17 protein-coding genes are annotated in these 21,294 nt (G+C 40.1%); 1 reads left to right on the forward strand and 16 read right to left on the reverse strand.

What is annotated here, in order from left to right; all coding sequences use genetic code 11:
• Positions 1-186: 186 nt before the first annotated feature.
• The 6 genes from ligA to ABH968_RS19075 all read right to left on the reverse strand — a co-directional run bounded on the left by ligA (position 187) and on the right by ABH968_RS19075 (position 8,455).
• Positions 187-2,193 (reverse strand): NAD-dependent DNA ligase LigA, encoded by a 2,007-nt coding sequence (ligA, locus tag ABH968_RS19050; RefSeq protein ID WP_370046481.1) that lies wholly within the window; start codon positions 2,191-2,193, stop codon positions 187-189.
• A 14-nt stretch (positions 2,194-2,207) separates the two neighbouring features.
• The gene (gene pcrA, locus ABH968_RS19055; RefSeq protein WP_370046483.1) at positions 2,208-4,460 is read right to left on the reverse strand and encodes a DNA helicase PcrA; all 2,253 of its coding nucleotides are present in this window, start codon (positions 4,458-4,460) and stop codon (positions 2,208-2,210) included.
• Positions 4,461-4,492: 32 nt separating this feature from the next.
• Positions 4,493-5,182, reverse strand: coding sequence for a heptaprenylglyceryl phosphate synthase (pcrB, locus tag ABH968_RS19060; protein ID WP_370046484.1), 690 nt, complete (start codon positions 5,180-5,182; stop codon positions 4,493-4,495).
• Between the two features lie 110 nt (positions 5,183-5,292).
• Positions 5,293-5,613: a YerC/YecD family TrpR-related protein gene (locus tag ABH968_RS19065; RefSeq protein ID WP_004225717.1), complete on the reverse strand. Its 321-nt coding sequence runs from the start codon at positions 5,611-5,613 to the stop codon at positions 5,293-5,295.
• A 15-nt stretch (positions 5,614-5,628) separates the two neighbouring features.
• The gene (locus ABH968_RS19070) at positions 5,629-6,684 is read right to left on the reverse strand and encodes a DUF3048 domain-containing protein (protein WP_370046486.1); all 1,056 of its coding nucleotides are present in this window, start codon (positions 6,682-6,684) and stop codon (positions 5,629-5,631) included.
• Between the two features lie 49 nt (positions 6,685-6,733).
• Positions 6,734-8,455, reverse strand: coding sequence for an adenine deaminase C-terminal domain-containing protein (locus ABH968_RS19075; RefSeq protein WP_370046488.1), 1,722 nt, complete (start codon positions 8,453-8,455; stop codon positions 6,734-6,736).
• A gap of 200 nt (positions 8,456-8,655) precedes the next feature.
• On the opposite strand from ABH968_RS19075, the gene ABH968_RS19080 reads away from it, so the two are divergent.
• The gene (locus ABH968_RS19080; protein ID WP_370046490.1) at positions 8,656-9,096 is read left to right on the forward strand and encodes a YgaP-like transmembrane domain; all 441 of its coding nucleotides are present in this window, start codon (positions 8,656-8,658) and stop codon (positions 9,094-9,096) included.
• A gap of 846 nt (positions 9,097-9,942) precedes the next feature.
• Here ABH968_RS19080 and purD read toward each other — a convergent pair.
• The 10 genes from purD to purB all read right to left on the reverse strand — a co-directional run bounded on the left by purD (position 9,943) and on the right by purB (position 21,289).
• Entirely contained in the window at positions 9,943-11,199 is a 1,257-nt protein-coding gene (gene purD, locus ABH968_RS19085) for a phosphoribosylamine--glycine ligase (RefSeq protein ID WP_370046492.1), read from the reverse strand.
• Positions 11,200-11,267: 68 nt separating this feature from the next.
• The gene (gene purH, locus ABH968_RS19090) at positions 11,268-12,794 is read right to left on the reverse strand and encodes a bifunctional phosphoribosylaminoimidazolecarboxamide formyltransferase/IMP cyclohydrolase (RefSeq protein WP_370046494.1); all 1,527 of its coding nucleotides are present in this window, start codon (positions 12,792-12,794) and stop codon (positions 11,268-11,270) included.
• 121 nt (positions 12,795-12,915) lie between these two features.
• The gene (gene purN / locus ABH968_RS19095; RefSeq protein WP_370046495.1) at positions 12,916-13,485 is read right to left on the reverse strand and encodes a phosphoribosylglycinamide formyltransferase; all 570 of its coding nucleotides are present in this window, start codon (positions 13,483-13,485) and stop codon (positions 12,916-12,918) included.
• On the reverse strand, positions 13,485-14,540 hold the full coding sequence (gene purM, locus ABH968_RS19100; RefSeq protein ID WP_370046497.1) for a phosphoribosylformylglycinamidine cyclo-ligase: 1,056 nt from the start codon (positions 14,538-14,540) through the stop codon (positions 13,485-13,487). Before purM ends, purN begins: the two co-directional genes overlap by 1 nt.
• An 86-nt stretch (positions 14,541-14,626) precedes the next feature.
• Positions 14,627-16,051, reverse strand: coding sequence for an amidophosphoribosyltransferase (purF, locus tag ABH968_RS19105; RefSeq protein ID WP_370046498.1), 1,425 nt, complete (start codon positions 16,049-16,051; stop codon positions 14,627-14,629).
• Entirely contained in the window at positions 16,027-18,261 is a 2,235-nt protein-coding gene (gene purL, locus ABH968_RS19110) for a phosphoribosylformylglycinamidine synthase subunit PurL (protein ID WP_370046500.1), read from the reverse strand. Before purL ends, purF begins: the two co-directional genes overlap by 25 nt.
• Positions 18,248-18,931, reverse strand: coding sequence for a phosphoribosylformylglycinamidine synthase subunit PurQ (gene purQ, locus ABH968_RS19115; protein WP_370046502.1), 684 nt, complete (start codon positions 18,929-18,931; stop codon positions 18,248-18,250). The genes purL and purQ overlap by 14 nt, the downstream gene beginning before the upstream one ends.
• 2 nt (positions 18,932-18,933) lie before the next feature.
• Positions 18,934-19,182 carry a phosphoribosylformylglycinamidine synthase subunit PurS gene (gene purS, locus ABH968_RS19120; RefSeq protein WP_053482994.1) on the reverse strand — a complete coding sequence of 83 codons (249 nt, stop codon included), beginning with the start codon at positions 19,180-19,182 and terminating at the stop codon, positions 18,934-18,936.
• Between the two features lie 2 nt (positions 19,183-19,184).
• Entirely contained in the window at positions 19,185-19,895 is a 711-nt protein-coding gene (gene purC, locus ABH968_RS19125) for a phosphoribosylaminoimidazolesuccinocarboxamide synthase (RefSeq protein WP_370046504.1), read from the reverse strand.
• A gap of 98 nt (positions 19,896-19,993) precedes the next feature.
• On the reverse strand, positions 19,994-21,289 hold the full coding sequence (gene purB, locus ABH968_RS19130; RefSeq protein ID WP_370046506.1) for an adenylosuccinate lyase: 1,296 nt from the start codon (positions 21,287-21,289) through the stop codon (positions 19,994-19,996).
• Positions 21,290-21,294 lie beyond the last annotated feature (5 nt).

The following is a 21,294-nucleotide window of genomic DNA, read 5'->3' on the forward strand; positions in this document are numbered from 1 at the left end:
TGATTTCCGTTCCGGCTGGGCGCTTTCCTGGGGGCGTCCGATGAGCTGCTTCGCTGCGCTGCAGGGTCTCATCTGTGACGCTAATCCCCAAGGAGTCGCCCAGCCTCCACTCCAATCAAATTATATAAGGTATGCATTTTAACAAATGTCATCTACAACTTTTGGTGACGAGCCTGATATTTTCCATTATTTCACAAGATTAAGTTGTTCGATCAGGCCGTCTTCATTCCAAACTTCAATACCTAACTGCTCGGCTTTTGTTAGTTTAGAACCAGCATCTGCTCCCGCAATGACAAGGTCAGTTTTTTTGCTGACACTGCCTGTAACAATACCACCTAACTCTTCTATTTTCGCCTTTGCTTCGTTACGTGTCAATTGCTCAAGTTTACCAGTTAATACGATTGTTTTACCTGCAAAAGGATTATCCCCAACAGCTACCTCATTTTTTTTACCTTTATACGTCATATTGACACCTACTTCAGCAAGGCGCCCAATGACTGCACGTGCATCCTCATTTAAAAAATACTCGACAAGCGATGAAGCCATTTTATCGCCGATTTCATGAATCGCCACTAGTTGCTCCTCTGTTGCTGCCATTACCGCTTCTATCGTTCCAAACTCCTCTGAAACGATTTTTGCTGCCTTTTCACCAACATGTCGTATACCTAATCCAATTAGTAGACGCTCCATCGAATTTTCCTTGGAAGCCTGAATAGCATTGACTAAATTTGTCGCTGATTTTTCGCCCATACGCTCAAGCTCGACAAGCTGTTCTACAGTTAAGTGATACAAATCAGAGATATCATGGATTAAATCTGCACGTAATAATTGCTCAACGACTTTATCACCAAGACCGTCAATATTCATAGCATTACGCGATACGAAATATTTAATGCTCTCAGCAATTTGTGCAAAGCATGCTGGATTTACACAACGTAATGCCACTTCTCCTTCAATACGAATAAGTTCGCTATCACAAACAGGACAATTTTCAGGCATTACATATGGCACTGAGTCCTCAGGGCGCTGCTCCAGTATTACACCTACAACTTGAGGAATAATGTCTCCGGCTTTTCGGATAATGACTGTATCTCCTAGTCGGATATCTTTATCTCGAATTAAATCCTCATTGTGTAATGATGCACGTTGTACTGTCGTACCTGCCACTTGAACAGGCGATAAAATAGCAGTTGGTGTAACAACACCTGTACGCCCAACCGTTAAATCAATATCAAGTAATGTTGTCACTACTTCCTCAGCAGGGAATTTATAAGCAATAGCCCAACGTGGACTCTTTGCCGTATAACCAAGTTCATCCTGCTGTGCATAGCGATCCACCTTAATAACAATGCCATCAATTTCATAGGCTAAATTCGGACGATTTTCAGTCCATTTTTCGATAAAGGCTAGTACATCTTCAATCGTTGAGCAGCGTTGACGCTCTTTATTTGATGGGAAGCCTAGTCCTTCTAAATAATCGAGCATCTCTGCGTGGCCGTCAATACCATATGCCTCACCATCTCCCCCTATTGCATAAATAAAGGTTGATAGTTGACGACTCGCTGCTATTTTAGGATCTAACTGGCGTAAAGAGCCGGCAGCCGCATTTCGTGGATTAGCGAATAATTCCTCTCCATTTTCAGCACGTAGAGTATTTAATTTTTCAAATGATTTTTTAGGCATATACGCCTCGCCACGTGCTTCAATTGTAAGTGGTTCCTTCAATCGAAGAGGAATTGCTCGAATCGTTTTTAAATTCGCTGTAATATCTTCCCCTACAACACCGTCTCCTCGCGTTGCACCTTGTACAAAAACGCCATTTTCGTATTTTAAAGAAATGGCAAGACCATCAATTTTCAACTCACAAACATAGGAAAACTTATCACCGATTGCTTGGCGCACTTTACGGTCAAATTCACGTAAGTCTTCTTCATTAAAAGCGTTTGACAGACTTAGCATCGGGTAATCGTGAGTCACCTTTTTAAAGCCTTCTACCACTGCTCCGCCAACACGCTGTGTCGGTGAATCTGGGTAAATGAGTGACGGATTCGCTTCCTCTAATGCGATAAGTTCATGTAATAATTGGTCATAAACACTATCTGCTACGACAGGTTTATCCAACACGTAATAGGCATGACCGTATTCATGCAATAATTTATTTAACTCCACAATGCGCTGTTCAATTTCGTTCATTTAAGTTCCCCCGCTTACCCTTTTTCAATAGGTGCAAATTGTGCTAGTAATCGCTTTATACCTATAGGCTGTGGAAAGGCAATATCTAGCTCTGTACTATCACCCTCACCTTTTACACTAACAACCATACCTGTTCCCCATTTTTTATGGATCGCTTTGTCTCCAGCCTTCCAGCCAAATTGGTCTCCACCAGTTGTTTGTAAACGAGCTGTTGCAGGCTTTGTTTTCTGAGTTGCGCCAAGTGTACGTTTTTGATAGCCGCCTGCTGACAGATTATTAGAGGCAAACGGAACCTCAGGCTTCGTACCACCTTTGGATATCGATTCTGTAATATCCTCCGAAATTTCACCTAAGAAACGTGAGACATTGTTATAACTAAAACGACCAAAAATCGTACGACTTTGTGCACTAGTTAAATATAAACGTTCCTCTGCACGCGTCACGCCGACATACATCAATCGTCTTTCTTCTTCCATTTCATCCATATCATCAAGTGAACGAGAATGCGGGAAGATATTTTCCTCCATCCCAATGATAAAGACGACAGGAAATTCTAAGCCTTTTGCGGCATGCATCGTCATTAAAATAATGTTGCCCTTCGATGTATCATCTTTATCAAGTGCATCAATATCTGCAATTAGAGCTAAATCTGTTAAAAAGGCAATTAAGCTCGTATCATCACTGCGCTCTTCAAAAGCCTTTGTTACTGATAAAAACTCTTCGATATTTTCTAATCGGCTTTCCGCTTCAATCGTCTTTTCGTTTTGGAGCATTGCACGATAACCAGATTTGTCAATGACCTGCTCTACAATTTCTGTCACCGATAAATAATCTTGCATCTCTGTAAAGCCTTTAATCATTGCATAAAATTGCTCAGCTGAATTAGCAGCCTTCCCTGAAAGACCCATGAACACAAGATCATTCATTGCATCAAAAATAGAGCGCTCTTGTTCAATCGCATAGCGCGCCATTTTTTCAAAGGAAGTTGCACCTATACTACGCTTCGGCTCATTAATAATACGTGCGAGTGATAAATCATCATCATTATTGGCAATAAGGCGCAAGTAGGCGAGTAAATCCTTAATCTCTTTACGATCATAGAACTTAGTACCACCAACTATTTGATAAGCCATATTGGACTTAACAAGCACTTCCTCCATCACACGGGACTGAGCATTTGTACGATATAGTATCGCAAAGTCATCAAACGAACGATTTTCTTTTTGTATAAGCTGTTGGATTGTTTGTACAACGAATTGCGCTTCCTCTTGCTCGTTATACGCTTTGTACAATACGATTTTTTCACCTTCTGCATTTTCTGTACGCAGTTCTTTTGGATAACGTGTTGTATTATTTTGAATGACGTCATTTGCCGCTTGTAGGATGCGTCTTGTTGAACGATAATTTTGCTCAAGCATAATGGCCTTAGCATTTGGATAATCCTTTTCGAATGAAAGAATATTGCCAATGTCCGCACCACGCCAACGATAAATCGATTGGTCTGAATCACCTACAACACAAATATTTTTGAATTTCTTAGCAAGCAGCTGAACGAGTAAATATTGAGATTTATTCGTATCTTGATACTCATCTACATGAATATATTGGAATTTATTTTGGTAGTATTCAAGCACTTCTGGTACACGCTTAAATAATGTAATAGTTGTCATAATTAAATCATCAAAATCGAGTGACTGATTGCGACGTAGTCTTTTTTCATAACCTTTATAAACACGGGCAATCGTTTTTTCGTAAGGATTATTTTCATTGATTTGACCTGCATAATCGTCCGCAGCTATACATTCGTTTTTTGCTGAACTAATCGCATTTAAAATCGCACGAGGTTCAAAACGCTTCGTGTCAATATTTTCATCCTTCATAACATTTTTAATAACTGATAGCTGATCAGTAGAATCTAAAATTGAAAAGTTACGTGATATCCCAAGTTGCTCAATATTGCGTCGTAAAATACGCACACACATCGAGTGGAATGTCGATACCCACATACTATCGCCAGTTCCGTTACCGAGAATGCCATCTATACGCTCTCGCATTTCACGTGCAGCTTTATTTGTAAATGTGATTGCTAAAATCTTTGATGGGTATACTTCTTTTTCAATTACTAAGTATGCAATACGATGTGTTAATACTCGTGTCTTCCCTGATCCAGCACCCGCCATAATTAGAAGCGGTCCTTCAGTTGTTTTGACCGCATTTTCCTGCTCAGGGTTCATACCTGCTAATAAGTTTTTCGTTAACTGTTCCATTTCGCACCGCCTTACAAACGTTTGTTCTTAGATTATATATTATTTTTTACAGCCTTAACAGTCGCAAGTGCGGCTTTTAAATCTTCATAAATAATATTACCAACTACTACTGTATCTGCATATTTTGCCATTTCCGCTGCTTGCTTAGCAGATGTAATGCCTCCACCGTAAAACAGCCGCGTATTTTTCAGTTCATTTTTCACAGCTCTTACAACCTCAATATCGCCATAAGTACCGCTATACTCTACATAAAATACAGGTAGACTAAAGAAATTTTCAGCCATACGGGCGTAGGCAACAACATCATCAATGGATAAATCAGTTTTCGCATTCGTCACTTCCGCTACTTTACAATTCGGGTTTAAAATACAATAACCTTCAGCGACTAATTCATCCCATACCATAATATCTCCATATTCTTTAATTGCTTCATGGTGTAGATTTTTAATCCATTTTGGATCATCACTATTCAACACGGTTGGAATGAAATAATAGTCATAACCTGGTGTTACTGAATCAATCGCAGAAATTTCAAGCGCTATTGGTACTTCAAAGCGTCTTACACGAACAAGTAAATCTAATACACCATCTAAAGTTACACCGTCTGTTCCGCCAACTATAATAACATCTGTACCTGATTCACAAATTCTTTCTAACGCCTCATCTGAAATATCTTTAGCTGGGTCTAGCTTGAACACATGTCTCCATTCTAAATAATCCATCTATTTTACCACCTATCATTTTCTATCTATTCGTTTACAAGTATAGCTTATGACTGTCTACAAAAAAATGAAAAAGACTGGGTAAAAACTCTACCCAGCCTCATTACCTACTATTCTTTTGGTGCTTGAAACGGCTTTTCATCTGGATACAAACGACCTAACATTTCATCATATGTATCATTCCCATAATCAAAGCAACGACGTACACGCGAAATAGTTGCTGTACTTGCACCTGTTTCCTTTTTAATGGATTCGTAGGTTTTCTTTAAACGTAGTAAATGCGCAACCTCAAAGCGTTGTGCCAGCGATTGAATTTCACTAATCGTACATAAATCATCAAAAAATTTATAACATTCTTCGATGTCTTTCAGCTCTAACACTGCTTTAAATAATTGATCTGTTTGATGCCCTCGAATTTTTTCGATTTGCATGCAATCTTCCTCCCTTTAAGGCTGTGTTTTCACCATTGCTTGTAACCCTGGTGAAGTTGGTACGAAATTTACCCAAGACTTCCCTGGTACTAGCTTTACAAGCTCACCAGACTCTTCAACAGCCATTGGTATTCCATCAATATTAGCCCATTTGACTTCTCTCATATAGCCATTTTGACATACATACGCTTTTCCACCAGAAGTTAAATCAATTTCTTGGCGCCCCTCATTATCAATCGTTCGATGATTCATTTCAAAAAATAGAACATTTGAAAATGATAATGTGTCGCCTGTTAACATATCCTTTGTGTCAACGCCAGCCGATTGTCGTCCATAACGATTACTTTGCTTATCATACAAATACGAATTATGGAAATACTCACTATTTCCGTAGTAAATGTCCACTCGACTTGTTTCATTGCCTATTTTACCACGTTCGTCGGGTTCATAAAAAGCCTCTTGTACTTTTTCATGGTAACTCATTGAAGCGCCCACTTTTTTCGCTCCATTTAATATATTTTCAGACGTAATATACGAGTTGTGTGGAGCAACACGGTCTTTTGAACGTTTAAAAAGTGTGCCATCATAATCCATACCATTTATATTGTCGACTACATTATTAGTAAGCATCGATTTTGCCTCTGGGCTATAGCCATGTGCTACGTAAAATGCATCATAGCCTTTCGCAAGATCAACAAAATAAGATCGAGCACTACGAACAGGCCCTACATTTTCTGGCAGTTCACTTTGATAAACTGCTAATAAACGCGTAACATTGCCTTCTGCCAGCATTTCATAAATGATATCTGCCGCTTCTATTCCTGATTGTGGACGTGCTTTCGGGTGATTATTAACAGTAACAATAATTGGACGTTGCGTAATTTCTTCCTTCACAGCTTCACCTGTTAACGGAGCAACAAACGCTCCTTCTTTAACTGGCTCTTCAATAGCAGTTCCATCGTCAACCTTGTTCGTATCATCTTCCTTTACTTCCGACGAATCTTTTGAACATCCTCCTATCAATAAGGTGCTAAAAGCCATTGCGATAAATAGTTTCTTCGATTTAAACACAAGCATTACTCTCCTTTTATCAATTCCATCTACCATAGGGAAACTTCTATTAACGCATCACTGCTGGTAATAATAACTTATTCTTCATAACATCAAAAATCCCTTTTGGTGTTATACGGATATATGGTAAATGTGTCGATTGTAAGAATAGTAAAGAATAAATTGCGTCTCCTAAGTGGTAACCACGTTCCGCTAATGCTTGTTTTAAGTACTTCTCTTTTTCTGTTAGCTCCTTAACATCTCCATCATATAAAAGACCGCCAATAGTTAAAGGAACAGCAGCAATTACTTCACCTTTTTCAACAAGTACAATACCACCATGCATTGCCTTCATTTCTTCAAAGGCTTTGATCATATCGTCTTTATTTTTTCCGATCAGCAAAATATCACTTGTATTCGAATAAGATGAGGCAAAACCTTGAACACTAGTAGCAAAACCTTTAATCATCGTGTTAACATGCCAATTGCCATCTCTATTAATGAGCATTAAATAGCATTCATCATGATCTGCAAGTTGCCCTTCTCTAGTAATTAATGAGTTATATGGTTTCGTAATAACATCATTTACTAACTCAATTCCAAAAGGCATCGAGAATTGAAAATCATGAGATGTTAATGAAAAATCTAAGTCAAATGCAGGTAACGCTGAATAATCGATTGCAGCAAGTTTTTGCATTTGCTCTCCCTCGCGTTTTAACCAAACACCCTTCGATAGTACGCTCTCAGGAACTGGATGCATTTCATCTTGTAAAATATTTAGCGAAGCAAATCGACCCGTTGCGATAAAGCCATGTAAATTGGACATATTATAATAACGTGCCACATTATAGGAAGCCATTTGATAAGCATCTATTGGTGCTACACCTGCATCTAAGGCTACTTGAATACATTTATCCATCACACCATCCTCATGAAAAGAAGGCGGTGAACCATCTGTTGTCATCATTAAATGATCAAAAATAGGTAGCTCTTTTTCGACTATTCCCTTTAGTAGATGTGGTAAGTCTGGACGTATTGAAGAATGACGCAGCGTTACTGCATATCCTTGCATAATACGTCGCTCTACTTCTTCCACTGTCATAGCTTCATGATCACCATCTGCACCAAGTAGCTTCATACGTGCTAAAGTTCGCTCTGATGCGCCAGGGAAGTGCCCTTCTATTTTTTTACCTTTGCCCTTAGCCATTTGCATGCGATAGAGCATTTGGTCATCTCCATGTAACAACTTTGGCCATCCGGTTAATTCTCCTCCAAGTAAAACATCCTCTCGTTCTAGCCATTCTAAAATGGATGTATTAGAAAAAATCTCTTCCTCCTGTTCCATTTCAGTTTGCGAATCAAAACGAGTCCACCAATAAAATGAAAACGGTAGCTCTTTCAAATTATCTAATATTGAAAACGCTTTCTTATTTTCTAAAGATAAAACGAAGCTTAAATTATCTGAAATAAAAGTCGTAGTTCCTAGCTGTCCACAAAAATCAGCAAAAGATTGCGGATGGTATAGCTGGAACGGATGAACATGTGGCTCAATATATCCTGGTACAATTGTTTTATTCGTACAATCGACCACTTCTGTCCCTTCTAATAACGGAGGCATTCTATCACCAGCATAGACAATACGATCTCCTAAAATCCAAATGTTCCCTACTATCCATTGTTTGAGCATGCTATGTAAATAACGTGCATTTTTTAATACAATATCCGGTGCTTTTTTTCCATCTATAACAGCTAATTGCTGACGTAATTCTGTAATTTTCCATACTGGATCCATTCTATTCGCCCCTTCCTAAATTACGTAAAATTTCATTGTGTAAATCCTACGTGAAATCACATACTACTACTGCATAAACGCTTATTTTCATAAAATTAGTGCTTTATGCAATCATCTTGTTTCAATCGTAACACAGCACTTTCATAAAGCAAAGTGCACCCCGCTTTATTTTTTCCACAATGACTAAAGGAGGAAATATTATGATGCAAGAAACGAATTTAAGCGAAAAAAATGCCTTTTGTCGCTTTGCCATGGGTACAAGTTTAACGGCATTTGGTATCGCTAGGGTCGCAAGAAATCCTAACTGTACGAGAGGTCGATTGATGATTGCATTTGGTGCCATGAAAATGGCTGAGGGTATCTTTAAATATTGCCCAACTAAAGCTTTAATGGGCTCTTGTACGCAGAGTGCTATGAACAACAGCAATAGCAATAGCAACTCTATGCAAAGTATGTTCAGCGGCCAAAATTCTATGTCATCTGAACAAATCGATAAACTCATGAAGGATTTCTCCTCCGCTATATCTGGAAATACGTCAGGATCAAACGCAACTGCGTCAAAACAATCTGACTCCAGCACTTCAAATCAAAATTCCTCAGAAAGTAAAAGTTCTACAAATAAAGCACAAAATCCTTCTTAGTCAAAGGAGCCGTCTCAACTGTATTGTTGAGACGGCTCTCACCCTTTTAAATCATACGTTTGAAAACAATAAGAAGTTTCATTGCATGATAAAAATATTTAATTCAGGTGAGTTATTAATCATCTTCATTAATTAGAAGGCTCTGATTTCCGCTACGGGCTACTCGCTTTCCTGCGGGCGAGCGTCGAGCCGCTTCCTCCGCTACGTTGCTGTCGCTTCGCTTTCGCACGGAAAACATTCGCTCCGTGCAGGGTCTCGTCTGTCTCGCTTTCCCGCGGGAGTCGAGTAGTCCTACGCTACAATCAGTTAAAATGGAAATATATTCGCCAAAATAGCAATAAAAAAATCCTTTTATCATAAACCTGTTTTTCCCTAATCAACACGCCTAAGAAGTGTTATTAAGGTGTGTTATTAACCATTTAGTAGCACGCAACGTAAACCAGTTCTTTAGATTTACACTAAAAGTTTTTTGAGACGACATTTGTTAAAACATATGCTATGTATATAAGTTGATTGGAGTGGAGACTGGGCGACTCCTTGGGGATCAGCGTCACAGATGAGACCCTGGAGCGAGCAAGTAGGGGAACGAAGGCTAAGAGCATCACATCCTGTGATAACGCCTTCGTGACCAACATCGTGTTGGCCCAAGCGGCTCATCGGACGCCCCCAGGAAGCTCTGCTCTGCGCGAAAGCGAAGCGTCAGCGGCAAATGTTTTATCTGTGCGAAAGCGAAGCGTCAGCAACAAAGCGCCCAGTCGGAACGGAAATCAACCCCACGCTATGGCGATAAACTTAAGCAAAATGTAAACAAAATATCCTTTTATCGGGCAATTAGTTACTCAACTACTACTTAAAAGTGCGCCAACCGATATCTTTGCGGTAGAAGAAATTGTTCCATTGTTCAGTTGCAATACCTGCGTATACTTTTTCTTGTGCTTCTTTTAAAGTAGATGCCTTTGCGCCAACTAATAAAACTCGGCCACCATTACCAACAAAGTTCTCATCTACAAGCTTTGTACCTGCATGGAATACCGCGTGTGAAGCTGATAAGGCATCTAAGTTAGGTAATGCATTTCCTTTTTCAACGTCCCCAGGATAACCTTCTGCGGCAATCACGACGCCCAGCATTGCTTCTTCAGACCATTGCAAATCAAATGGCTTTTCATCCATCAATGCTGTCATAAATACGCCAAAGTCGGATGCCATACGTGGTAAAACTACTTGCGTTTCTGGATCTCCAAAGCGTGCATTAAATTCAATCACTTTTGGACCATTTTTCGTTAAAATCAATCCTACATATAATATCCCTGTAAACGATACACCATCTGTCTCCATACCTTTCACAGTTGGTTCAACAATCGTCTTATAAGCAACATCCACTATTTCTTGAGAAATTTGAGGTACTGGCGAATAGGCACCCATACCACCTGTGTTTGGTCCTTTATCGCCATCATAGGCACGTTTGTGGTCCTGCGCTATGACCATTGGATAAATCTGACCTTTATGGACAAATGACATAAAGGAGAATTCTTCTCCGTCCAGGAATTCTTCAATGACAACGCGAGAAGATGATTCACCAAAACGTTGGTTCCCAATCATATCCTCTACAGCTTCAATCGCTTCATCTTCAGTCATTGCTACAACTACACCTTTACCAGCTGCTAAACCATCTGCTTTGATAACGATTGGAGCACCTTGTTCTTTAATATATGCAATAGCCTTATCTGCTTCAGTAAACGTTTCATGGGTTGCTGTTGGGATATGATATTTATTCATAATATCCTTAGCGTATGATTTACTGCTTTCGATTTGTGCTGCTTCCTTTGTTGGACCAAATATTCGTAAGCCACGAGCCGTAAAGAAATCCACGATTCCTTCAGCAAGTAGTTGCTCAGGCCCAACAAAGGTTAAATCTACTGCATTTTCTTTAGCAAATTGCGCCAAGCCTGCAAAATCCATTGAATCAATCGCTACAACTTCTGCATCGCCTCGCATACCATCATTACCAGGTGCTACAAATACTTTATTAACAGATGGTGAAATACTAAATTGTTTGGCGATAGCATGTTCTCGACCGCCGCTTCCAATGACTAATACTTTCATTTTAGGGAATCCTCCTCTTTGTGCATAAGACCGAGATGTTGCCCATCTCGGTCTAGTTTTTGGATATTTTAGTGCTTGAAATGACGTACGCCAGTGAATACCATCGCAATGCCGTATTCATTAGCTTTATCGATTGAATCCTGATCCTTTATAGAGCCACCTGGTTGAATAATGGCTGTAATACCAGCCGCTGCAGCTGCTTCTACAGTATCGCTCATTGGGAAGAATGCATCTGATGCTAGTGCTGCACCTTTTGCTTTTTCGCCTGCTTGCTCAAATGCAATTTTAGCTGCTCCAACACGGTTCATTTGACCAGCACCAACGCCAAGTGTCATTTGAGAATCTGTCACGACGATTGCATTAGATTTAACGTGCTTCACAACTGCCCAGCCAAGTTGTAATGCTTCCCATTCTTGTGCTGTCGGTTCACGGTCTGTGACAACTTTAATATCTGCATTCGAAAAACCGTAGCGATCCGGTTCTTGTACAAGAAGACCACCTTCAACTGATACAACATTGAATTTGTCTTGTTTTGCTTGCTCGAAAGGAATTGTTAATAAGCGAATATTTTTCTTCTTCATTAAAATATCAAGTGCTTCTTGGGAGAAAGCTGGTGCAATAATAATTTCTAAAAATATATGGCTTAATTTTTCAGCAGTCGCTGCATCTACTTCCATATTTAAAGCAATAATACCGCCGAAAATAGACGTCGGATCCGCTTCATATGCTTTATCAAACGCTTCTTCTAATGTTACGCCAGTTCCAACACCACAGGGATTCATGTGCTTTACAGCCACTGCTGCAGGCATTTCAAACTCTTTGACAATTTGCAATGCTGCATTCCCGTCTTGAATATTGTTGTATGATAATTCTTTACCATGTAATTGCGTAGCATAAGCTAATGAAAAATCTGAACCTAGACGTTTTTGATAGAACGCCGCTTTTTGATGAGGATTTTCACCATAGCGTAAGTTTTGTTTTAATTCATATGTCATTGTTAAGCTCTCTGGGAACTCTTCTTCTGTTAAATAGTTTGAGATATATGAATCATAAGCGGCTGTGTGACGGAAAACTTTCGCAGCTAACTTACGACGTGTTTCAATTGTCGTTACACCAGTAGCTTTAAGTTCCTCTAATACGTTCGCATAGTCATTGCTATCCACAATTACTGTTACATATTGATGGTTTTTTGCTGCAGAACGTAACATTGTTGGACCACCGATATCAATATTTTCGATAGCGTCATCCCATGTTACATTAGGCTTTGAAATTGTTTCAACGAACGGGTAAAGATTGACACAAACAATCTCAATTGGCTCAATTCCATGCTCATTCATTTGTGCTTGATGAGAAGCATCGTCAAACTTTCCTAATAGTCCACCGTGAATCATTGGATTTAACGTTTTTACACGACCATCTAAAATTTCAGGGAATTTAGTTACTTCATCTACTGCTGTTACGGCAACATTATTGTCTTGTAACATTTTTTTCGTACCACCAGTTGATAAAATTTCATAACCTAATGCTACTAGTTCCTTTGCAAATTCTAAAATACCATCTTTATTGGAAACACTGATTAATGCGCGTTTTGTCACAACAATATCCTCCTAATTTTTATCGTGTTTGCCACGAATATGTCTTGCTAGTATTGGTGGGACAGAGTTAGGTTTTAATTGAGTAATCTTTTGTAGAAGACCTAACTCTCTCATCAATCCATTACTTTAATAATTGCTGTAATGCTTTTGTATATAGTACATGCTCTTCCTTATGAATTACCGTTTCTGTTGCCTCACGGTCACCTTCAACAACTTGAACTGCCGATTGGGCAATAATTGGCCCTGTGTCCATACCTTCATCTACAAAATGGACGGTTACACCTGTTATCTTGACTCCGTGTTCCATCGCTTGACCAATGGCATCTTTACCAGGGAAAGCCGGTAATAATGAAGGATGAATATTCACAATGCGCTGTGGGTATGCAGTTAGTAATACTTCACTAATTAAGCGCATATAACCTGCAAGCACAATCCATTCTACATGACTTTCATGGAGAGCCTCGATAATAGCAGTCTCGTAATCTGCTTTTGAAGAAAACTCTTTCGGACTTAAAGCTAGCACTGGAATACTATAGTTCTCAGCACGTGTAACTACAAATGCACTTGGCTTGTCTGTGACAACAAGCTCGACCTTTGCATGTAGTTCACCACGTTCAATGGCCTCTTGAATAGCTTGAAAGTTACTGCCGCTACCTGAAGCAAAAACGGCAATTTTAGTTGGTGCCGTCATTACACTAAACTCCCATCATGTGAGCCATTGAATACAACACCTTCGCCTTTCACTACACGACCGATTTTGTATGCACTTTCACCATTTGCTTCTACTGTAGCAAGGACTTTATCTACTTCATCTGCAGGAACAGCTAACACGAAGCCAATGCCCATGTTAAAGACGTTATATAAATCCTTGTCCTCTAACTGTCCTTTTTCTTTTAAAAACTCAAAAATACGTAAGATTGGCCAAGAACCTAAGTCAATTTCAGTTGCTAAACCTTCCGGCATCATACGTGGTAGGTTTTCATAAAAGCCACCGCCAGTTACATGTGCACAGCCATGAACGTCTGCTGCTTTTAAAGCTGCAAGCACAGGTTTCGCATATAATTTTGTTGGCACTAACAAGGCTTCCCCGATAGGACCAAGATCCTCATAGCCTTCCACAATCGAATCAACTGTGTAATGATTATCTGCAAAGACAATTTTTCGCACTAATGAGTAACCGTTTGAATGCACCCCACTTGAAGCAATACCAACAAGCACGTCACCCTCTACGATGTTCTCGCCTGTTACGATGGCTGATTTTTCACAGGCTCCTACTGCAAAACCAGCTAAATCATACTCATCTTCTTCGTAAAGACCTGGCATCTCTGCAGTTTCTCCACCGATTAATGCCGCCCCAGATTGCACACAGCCATCTGCAACGCCCTTTACAATTTGCTCAATTTTCGCTGGCTCTGCCTTGCCAAGTGCTACATAATCTAAAAAGTACAATGGTTCAGCACCTTGCGCTACGATATCATTGACACACATCGCTACACAGTCCACACCAATCGTGTCGTGCTTATCCACCATAAACGCTAGCTTTAGCTTTGTCCCAACACCATCTGTACCTGAAATAAGAACAGGTTCCTTAAGATTTAGTTCTGACAAGTCAAACATACCACCAAAACCACCAAACGTGCCCATCACACCTAGACGGTTTGTACGTTCAACGTGAGACTTCATTCGTTTTACGGCTTCGTAGCCTGCTTCAATATTTACACCTGCTTGTTCATATGCTTTTGACACGCAGAGTTCCTCCTTATCATCCAAATCGCCTTGGCACATCTGAATCTAGATTTGTCATCATTGCTAGACGTGTTTTGATGTTTTTCTTAACGTAATAGTTCTTTTTCATGTGGTAAGATTGTATCTGGGAAAATTTCTGTTGGATATTTACCTGTAAAGCACGCTAGGCATAATCCACGGTTTTCATCTTCATATGGTCTTGCAATCGTCTCCACCATACCTTCAACGGAAAGGAATGTGAGTGAATCGGCTCCTATAGTTTCACGGATTGCATCTACATTGTGGCTAGACGCAATCAATTCTTCATGAGTTGAAGTATCGATGCCATAATAGCAAGGATCCGTCATCGGTGGCGAAGAAATCACAACATGTACTTCTGCCGCCCCTGCATCTTTTAACATTTTTACAATACGTCGTGAAGTTGTACCGCGAACGATTGAATCGTCCACCATCACTACTCGTTTACCTTTTACGACTTGAACAACAGGAGAAAGCTTCATTTTCACTCCACGTTCACGTAATTCCTGTGTCGGTTGGATAAATGTACGACCTACATAACGATTTTTAATAAGACCTAGCTCATACGGAATACCGCTTTCCTCTGCAAAGCCGATTGCTGCTGAAATACTTGAATCAGGTACCCCCGTTACAACATCAGCTTCAATATGTGCACATTCACGAGCAAGCTGTTTGCCCATACGTTTACGCGCCATGTGGACGTTAATCCCATCAATATCAGAATCAGGACGTGCTAAATAAACGTACTCCATCGCGCACATTGCACGTTTATCCATATCTACAAAACGATCAGATTTTACACCCTCATCGTTAATAATTAATAATTCACCCGGTTCAACAGATCGAACAAATTCCGCACCTATTAAATCAAATGCACAAGTTTCAGAGGCTACTACCCAACCATCTCCTAGCTTCCCAAGAGATAATGGACGTAAACCATGTGGATCACGTGCGACAAGCATTTCATCTTTAGTCATAATTAAGCACGAGTACGCACCCTTTAATAATGAGAGGGCATTTTTCACCTTTGCACGGAATGGTGAATGCGAACTTTTCTTAATAAGATGCGCTAGCACTTCTGTATCGGAGCTAGAATGGAAAATACTCCCTTGACGCTCTAAGTACTGTTTTAAGTGCGTTGCATTGACTAAATTACCGTTATGAGCAATTGAAAGGCTACCAGTTGACGAGTGGAATAATAACGGCTGTACATTTTCAATACCGCCTCCTCCAGCAGTCGTATAACGGACATGAGCAATTGCAGCTTTTCCGTCCACTGCCTTTAATTTCTCTTCGTTGAAAACATCATTAACTAGTCCTTCGCCTTTCACCGCGCGAAGATGCTGACCGTCAGAAACGACGATCCCAGCGCCTTCTTGGCCACGGTGTTGAAGAGCATGAAGCCCGTAATAACTAAGGTGTGCGGGATTCGGGTTGCCCCAAATACCAAACACCCCACATTCTTCGTTTAAGCCTCTGAGTTCAGCAAGCATGGGATTGCTCCTTTCCAATTAGAACGGAATTCCTCCACTGTACCTTCTACAAGCACACCGTTGTCACCGTTGATTTTAACAAGCGCATCGTTTGTTACGACACCGATTTTCATTGCGTCTTTTACAATTTCTACAAATGCAGCTGCATTTTCTTCTTTCACTGTTACAACGAAGCGAGATTGTGTTTCACTGAATAATGCTGTTGTAGCAGAGCCTGTTAATGTCACATCAAGACCTAAGCCATTTGCGCTAAATGTTGTTTCAGCAAGCGCAACTGCAAGACCACCTTCTGCTACATCATGTGCAGATTGTACGATTCCAGCTTTAATCGCTTTAAGCAATGCTTCTTGACGTGCAGCTTCAATCTGTAGGTCAATAGCTGGTGCTTTCCCTGAAATAACCCCATTATTTAATAATTTTTGAAGCTCCGAACCACCGAATTCAGTATTTGTATCGCCGATTACAAATACTACATCACCAGTAGCTTTTACTTCTTGAGTTGTCACATGTGCTAAATCTTCAATGAGTCCAACCATACCGATTGTTGGTGTTGGGTAAACCGCTTCACCAGAACGCTCGTTATAAAGAGACACGTTACCGCCGATTACTGGTGAATTCAGTGCTGTACAAGCGGCTGAAATACCATCAGCTGATTTTTCAATTTGCCAGAAGATTTCTGGTTTCTCAGGATTACCGAAGTTTAAGCAGTCAGTAATCGCTAATGGTGTACCACCAGATGCTACGATATTACGGGCCGCCTCTGCTACAGCAATGGCTCCGCCTACCTCTGGATCTAGGAAAATATAACGAGAGTTACAGTCAGTAGTCATCGCTAATCCTTTGTTCGTACCGCGAACACGGATCACTGCTGCATCAGAACCTGGTGCAACGACTGTTGATGTACGAACTTGATAATCATATTGATCGTAAACCCACTCTTTTGAAGCGACTGTTGGCGCTTTTAAAAGTGCATTTAATGCTTCTTTGTAATCTGTTACCATCGGTTCTGTGTTTTCCATCGCTTGGAACTCAGCATAGTAAGCAGGCTCCGCAGATGGCTTATGATAAACCGGTGCATCTTCTGCAAGTGCATCAGCAGGTACTTCAGCTACAACTTCACCATTATGTAATAGGCGTAGCATTTTATCATCCGTCACGCGGCCAATTGCCACAGCATCTAAATCATATTTATCGAAAATCGCTTTAATTTCATCTTCGCGACCTTTTTTCACAACAAGTAGCATACGCTCCTGAGATTCAGATAGCATCATTTCATATGCTGTCATGCCTGTCTCACGTTGCGGTACTAAGTCTAAGTTCATTTCTACACCAGAGCCAGCCTTAGAAGCCATTTCTGCTGATGAAGAAGTAAGACCAGCAGCACCCATATCTTGAATACCTACTAGAGCGTCAGATTTTACAACTTCTAAACATGCTTCAAGTAAAAGTTTCTCCATAAATGGATCTCCTACTTGTACAGCTGGACGTTGGTTCTCAGATTCTTCTGTTAACTCCTCAGATGCAAATGTTGCACCATGGATACCGTCACGACCTGTTTTAGCACCCACATACATTACCGTATTCCCTACACCAGCTGCGATTCCACGTTGAATATCTTTGTGGTCAATTAAACCTACACACATTGCATTCACTAGTGGGTTGCCTTCATAGCAAGGATCGAATTGAATCTCGCCACCTACTGTAGGAATCCCGATACAGTTACCGTAACCTGCGATACCAGCAACTACTTCTTCAAATAAATATTTACCACGCGCTGATTTCAATTCACCAAAGCGTAGTGAGTTTAGCATCGCAATTGGACGTGCGCCCATTGAGAAAACGTCACGGATAATACCACCAACACCTGTAGCAGCACCTTGATAAGGCTCAATTGCTGATGGGTGGTTATGTGATTCCATTTTAAATACAACTGCTTGTTCGTCACCAATATCTACGATACCAGCGCCTTCACCTGGACCTTGTAAAACTTGTGGACCCTTTGTAGGGAATTTACGTAACACTGGTTTTGAATTTTTGTATGAGCAGTGCTCAGACCACATTACGGAGAAAAGACCTGTCTCTGTCCAGTTTGGTAGACGTCCTAAAATACCTTCTACCATTGCAAATTCTTCGTCTGACATCCCCATACCAGCGTATAATTTTTGATCTTTAATTTGCTGTGCTGTTGGCTCAAACTTAGTTGTTGACATGATTTTCCCTCCACTGCTTCACAATTGATTTAAATACTGCTAGACCGTCTGCTCCGCCCACCAGTGCATCGACAGCTCGCTCTGGGTGAGGCATCATACCTAGTACATTGCCGCGCTCGTTTATGATCCCTGCGATATCTTCTAAAGAACCGTTTGGATTTTCGCCTGAGTATGTGAACACGATTTGATTGTTTTCTTTTAATTGTTGTAAAGTTTCCTCATCACAGTAGTAGTTACCTTCACCATGTGCGATTGGAATATTGATCATTTGACCTTGCTCATATTGATTTGTGAATAATGTATTATTGTTTTCAACTTTTAGCTGGATTGTACGACACATGAATTTCAAATTTTTGTTACGAAGTAATGCACCTGGTAATAAGCCTGCTTCAGTTAATATTTGGAAGCCATTACATACTCCTAATACTGGCTTACCAGCATCTGCTGCCTTCTTAACCTCTGCCATAATATTAGATTGGTTGGCCATCGCACCACAGCGAAGATAATCCCCGTATGAGAAGCCTCCCGGTACTAAAATGCCATCAAAGCCACTTAGATCTGTTGCTGTATGCCATACATATTCTACTTCTTCACCTAGCTCGTCTTTAATCGCATGATACATATCGATATCACAGTTTGACCCAGGGAAAACGAGTACTGCGAATTTCATGATTAGTTAGCCTCCTCGACTTCGTAGCGGTAGTCTTCGATTACAACGTTAGTTAAAACCTTTTCACACATTTCTTTTACTAGAGTATCAATATCACGTTCTGTATCTTTAATTGTTAGTTCAAGATATTTACCAATACGTAAATCTTCTACTTCAGCGTAACCCATTTTCACTAAAGAACCTTGTACAGCTGAACCTTGTGGATCAAGAATGCTCTCACGTAATGTTACGTAAATTTTAACTTTTTTCATTGTTATTTGCCTCCGAGTCTAGAAAGTATAATAGTATAAACTTCAGTTAAATTACCAAGGTCTCTACGAAAGACATCTTTGTCTAACTTTTGCTTTGTAGTTGCATCCCAAAGTCTGCATGTATCTGGTGATATTTCATCTGCCAGTAGTACATTTCCGTCATTGTCACGTCCGAACTCTAATTTAAAATCAATTAGTGTAACGTTGACATCTGCAAATAGTGGTTGCAAAACTTTGTTCACTACAAGTGCACCATCATAAATGGCTGTCACTTCCTCAGGTGTTGCAAGATCAAGTACGTCGATATGCTCCGTTGTAATGAGCGGATCGCCTAGCTCATCGTCTTTATAATAAAACTCAACGATTGGGCGTTTTAATGGTGTACCTTCCTCAAGGCCAAGACGTTTCGCTAAGCTACCTGCCGCTATATTACGAACTACGACCTCAATTGGAATAATATCTACCTTTTTTACAAGCTGTTGCGTATCAGATAATTGTTTTACGAAATGTGACGCAATTCCGTTAGCTTGCAATTTTTCGAAAATTAGAGAAGTAATGCGATTATTTAATACGCCTTTACCTTCAATTTCTTCTTTTTTCTCACCATTAAATGCTGTTGCACTATTCTTGTATTCAACGAGTAACACATTGGGCTCCTCTGTTGTAAACAATTTTTTTGCTTTACCTTCATACAAAAGTTGACCTGTAGTCATTTCGTTACTCCCCCTGATATTATGAAATACACGCGTATTGTTCAGAATTGAATCGTACGTATACGATTCAATTCTGTAACATCCGCTAGTGACTCTACTTAGTTAAGTCCAAGACGCTCAAAAATCATATCTACATGCTGTAAATGGTAGTTGTAGTCAAAGCACTCATCTAGCTCTTCCTTCGTTAAATACGATGTAATTTTTTCACTTGCATCGACTAACGTACGGAACTGAACTTGCTCGTCCCACGCCTGCATCGCTAAAGGTTGTACTGTATCATACGCTTCCTCACGCACTAACCCTTTATCGATAAGTGCTAATAAGATACGTTGAGAGTAAATTAAACCAAAAGTGCGACCCATATTACGTTTCATGTTTTCAGGGAATACTGTTAAGTTTTTCACAATGTTACCGAAGCGATTTAACATATAATTAAGTGTAATCGTTGCATCCGGTAAAATGACGCGCTCTGCAGATGAATGTGAAATATCACGCTCATGCCATAAAGCTACGTTTTCATAAGCTGTTACCATATAGCCACGCATTAAACGTGACATACCAACCATGTTTTCAGACCCGATTGGATTACGTTTATGAGGCATCGCTGACGAGCCTTTTTGACCTTTTGCAAATGCTTCTTCAACTTCTCGCGTTTCAGATTTTTGCAAGCCACGAATCTCTGTTGCAAATTTCTCTATTGATGTTGCGATTAATGCCAATGCACCTAAATATTGAGCATGGCGATCACGTTGTAATGTTTGAGTTGAAATAGGTGATGCTGTTAGTCCTAATTTATCGCATACATATTGCTCAACTTGAGGATCGATATTGGCATATGTTCCAACTGCTCCAGACATTTTTCCTGTTTCAATTACTTTTGCCGCTGCTTCAAAGCGTTCTAGGTTACGCTTCATCTCTTCATACCATAAACCTAGTTTTAAACCGAAAGTTGTTGGCTCAGCATGAACACCATGTGTACGTCCCATCATGACCGTATGCTTATGCTCTTTCGCTTTTGCTGCAATAATATCAATGAAATTCACGATGTCTTTGCGTAAAATATCATTCGCTTGTTTAATTATATAAGAAAGGGCTGTATCAACTACGTCCGTAGAAGTTAAACCATAGTGCACCCATTTTCGCTCTTCACCAAGTGTTTCAGAAACCGCACGAGTAAATGCTACAACATCATGACGTGTTTCTTTCTCAATCTCTAAAATACGATTAACATCAAATGAAGCATTTTCACGAATTTTAACTACATCCTCTTTCGGAATGTCGCCAATTTCTGCCCAAGCCTCACATGCTAAAATTTCAACTTCTAGCCAAGCTTGATATTTATTTTTTTCTGTCCAAATTGCGCCCATTTCGGGTCTTGTGTAACGTTCGATCATTGCGT

Source organism: Lysinibacillus sp. RC79 (assembly GCF_041262405.1).
Classification (GTDB): domain Bacteria; phylum Bacillota; class Bacilli; order Bacillales_A; family Planococcaceae; genus Lysinibacillus.